General features: G+C 41.7%; 1 pseudogene. It reads right to left on the bottom strand.

The window, feature by feature from the left end:
* Nucleotides 1-650 (bottom strand): annotated as a pseudogene (locus ISP07_RS20445) (transposase); the annotation flags it as partial.
* Between the last annotated feature and the right edge of the window lie 64 nt (nucleotides 651-714).

The raw sequence follows: 714 nt of genomic DNA, 5'->3' as shown, positions 1-714 counted from the left end.
CTGATCATGCATAAAATCGACTGACCATACTTGATTACGCTTTATTGGCTCTTTTAATGGTTCGGGTTTATGTCGTTTCAATCGCCTTCTGGGACGTATTCTCAAGTTAAGGGCCAACTCACAGTAAATGCGATAAACACGCTTATGGTTCCATTTGAAGCCCTCAACATTTCGTAAATAGTCATAACAAAGACCAAAACCCCAATCAGTTTCCTCCTCGGTTAGTTTTACGAGCCAGTCGGCTATTGCAGCGTTTTCTGAACTTAGCTTTGCTTGATAGCGATAGCAACTTTCACTGATACCAAATGCTATGCAAGCCAGTTTAATGCTGATATTGTGATTCGAAACCACATACTGCGCCATCACTTTGCGTTGCGACGGCTTCACCACTTTTTTTGCATCGCTTCCTGAACGATTTCGGCTTTTAAACGCTCTTCGGCATACATTTTTTTCAGGCGACGGTTTTCTTCTTCTAACTCTTTCATGCGAGCCATAAGTGATGCGTCCATCCCGCCATATTTTGCTCGCCACTTATAAAAAGTAGCGCTACTCATGCCGTGCTCACGACATAGCTCTGGCACAGGAATACCCGATTCTGATTGTTTTAAAATAGCCATTATCTGGCTATCACTAAATTTTGATTTTTTCATGTAGATCTCCTTCGTCTAATTTACGAGAAAATTCTACTTTTGAGGACTGTTATTTTTCGGGGGG

This window comes from Pseudoalteromonas sp. PA2MD11 (assembly GCF_017808125.1).
GTDB classification, from domain to species: domain Bacteria; phylum Pseudomonadota; class Gammaproteobacteria; order Enterobacterales; family Alteromonadaceae; genus Pseudoalteromonas; species Pseudoalteromonas simplex.
This window is presented reverse-complemented; position numbering and strand designations above follow the sequence as displayed.